Here is a 2,659-nt window from a genome sequence, read left to right on the forward strand (position 1 = left end):
AGGTATAAAAAGGGAAGAAGGAAGACTATTAACTCAGTCTTCCTTCTTCCCTTTTACTAGCGTTAGTGGCTTCTAAATCAGTTTGCGATCTGCATCAAACGCTTCCAGATAATCCGAAACGCGTTTTACGAACTGCCCGCCCAGTGAACCATCGACGATCCGGTGGTCGTACGAATGGGAAATGAACATTTTGTGACGAATGCCAATCAGATCGCCTTCGGGCGTTTCAATGACAGCTGGTTTCTTCTGAATCGCTCCGAATGCCATGATCGCTACCTGCGGCTGTACAATAATGGGCGTACCCATGAGATTACCGAAAGTACCGATGTTCGAAACGGTATAGGTACCATCGGCTAGATCGTCAGCTTTCAGTTTGTTCTCGCGGGCTCTTTTGGTAAGGTCGTTGATCTTCTTGGTTAATCCCACCAGATTGTACTGATCGGCGTTGTGAATGACCGGTACAATCAAATTGCCACTGGGTAAAGCCACGGCCATACCTACATTTACAGCTTTTTTAATGAGAATACGGTCGCCGTCTACCGAACTGTTAATCATCGGAAAATCCTTAATGGCTTTCACTATGGCTTCGATCAGGAGTGGAGTATAGGTAAGATTTTCTCCGTATTCTTTTTGAAACTGAACTTTCATTCGTTCACGCCAGCGAACGATAGCCGTCATATCCGTTTCGACGAAACTGCTGACGTGCGGAGCAATGCGTTTGGAATCCACCATTCGTTCCGCAATCAGTTTCCGCATGCGGTCCATCTCCTGAATTTCTACGTCACCCGTACTAAAGCTGGGCTTGCTTACGGCGGGAGCTGGTGTGACTGGAGCTGGTTTAGGCTCGGGAGCGGCTGGCGGCGTTGACCGTCGGGCAACGTAGTCCAGCATATCGTTTTTGGTAACCCGGCCATCCACGCCCGTACCCGGAACGGTATTCAGCTCGTCGATGGAAATCCCTTCCGTCTGACTGATCGTCAGTACCAACGGCGAATAATACCGGCCTGCTTGAGGAGTACCTTCCGACCGGACGGGTTCACTGATGGCCGTCTGTACCTGATTTTCAAGGTAGCTGGCGGCTTCTTCCGTATTGCTTATTTCCTCGGGAGCTTTCGGTTCCAGCGTAGTCGCTTCCGAAGGTGTTGTGCCCGCGGCATCGGTTTCGACCCGGCAAATGGGTTTGCCAATCGTAGCCACATCGCCTTCCTTTACGAGCCATTCTTTTAAAATACCCGCCTGGGTTGCCGGAATTTCCGTATCTACTTTGTCCGTCGCCACTTCCAGCAAAGGTTCATCAATTTCCACACGATCACCGGGCTTTTTGAGCAGGGTAAGTACGGTGGCTTCATGAATGCTTTCGCCCATGGCAGGCATAAGAATCTCAGTCATAGATTGATTCTGTTTAGCATTTCGAGCAACATTACTAGTGATTTAGCTCGATTTACATATTAATCCAAGGGAAGGCCTACTAGCACTTTCCGCAACAAATTTAACAGAGTAAGAGCCGTTTGATGAATATTTTGTAGACGGTCTCCCCCCAAAGTCAGTTTTTTCGTAATGGTTTGCTCGGGAGATGCCAGGGCAATCCAGATAGTTCCTACGGGTTTTTCGGGGCTTCCACCGTCGGGACCGGCAATGCCACTGGTAGCGAGTCCGAAGGTAGTTCCGAAGCGTTCGCGTACGCCTTCGGCCATTTCCCGAATGGTTGGCTCAGAAACAGCTCCGTAGTTCTCCAGCGTAGAGGACTGGACGTCGAGCGTATTCATCTTGGCCGCATTGGAATAACTCACCACGCCTGCCTGAAAATACGCTGAGCTTCCTGGAATCTTTGTAATCAGGTGAGAGAGGTACCCGCCGGTGCAGCTTTCGGCAATGGATAAACTATGGCCGGATTCCCGTAGTAAGCGAGCTACTACATCTTCAATTTCATCGCCGTCATATCCATACACGTAGGTAGAAATCAGCGGTAGAACTTTAGCGATCTCGGCGTTCACCTCCGCTTGCAGGACTTCCAGCGATTCGCCGGTGGCCGTCAGCCGAAGTTTCACCATACCCATCGAAGGTAAGTACGCCAGTTTGATGTGCGAGGGGAGTGCATCTTCCCAAGCCTCAATGCGTTCGGCCAGAAAGGATTCACCAATACCAATGGTACGCAGCATTTTATGGTGAATAACTGGTAGGGGAAACGTCGATTTAATGCGGGGTAGCACCTCATCCGTCATCAGACCTTTCATTTCGTGCGGAACACCGGGCAAGGAAACAAATACCGTACCGCGTTCAAAAAACCACATGCCGGGAGCCGTTCCCCGCGTATTGGGAACATACGTAGCATTCAGGGGCAGAGAAGCCTGTAACTTATTAATTTCAGAAAGCTCACGGCCCCGTTTGTGAAAGAAATCGGTGACTACTTCCAGGGCTTCGGGATGGATGGCCTGGCCGGTATTAAAGTATTCGCAAAGTGTAGTTTTGGTAATGTCATCTTTGGTAGGACCTAAACCGCCCGTTAATATGACAATATCAGCTCGTTGTTCGGCTTCGCTCAAAATACTCAAAATAGCGGCTCGCTGGTCACCCACCGAGCTTTTGCGAACGGTACGTACGCCGATGGCTGACAATTCAGCCCCAATCCATTGCGTATTTGTATCGGTGATTTGGCCAA

The 2,659-nt window shown here is 49.9% G+C and carries 2 protein-coding genes; both read right to left on the reverse strand.

Annotated elements, in window-relative coordinates; all coding sequences use genetic code 11:
• Window positions 1-72 precede the first annotated feature (72 nt).
• Window positions 73-1,389: a dihydrolipoamide acetyltransferase family protein gene (locus ACOJTG_RS20740; protein ID WP_420155562.1), complete on the reverse strand. Its 1,317-nt coding sequence runs from the start codon at window positions 1,387-1,389 to the stop codon at window positions 73-75.
• Window positions 1,390-1,448: 59 nt separating this feature from the next.
• Window positions 1,449-2,659, reverse strand: a 1,211-nt coding sequence (locus tag ACOJTG_RS20745) for a competence/damage-inducible protein A (protein WP_420155563.1), incomplete at its 5' end; no start/stop codon positions are given.

The organism is Siphonobacter sp. (assembly GCF_048595215.1).
Classification (GTDB): domain Bacteria; phylum Bacteroidota; class Bacteroidia; order Cytophagales; family Spirosomataceae; genus Siphonobacter.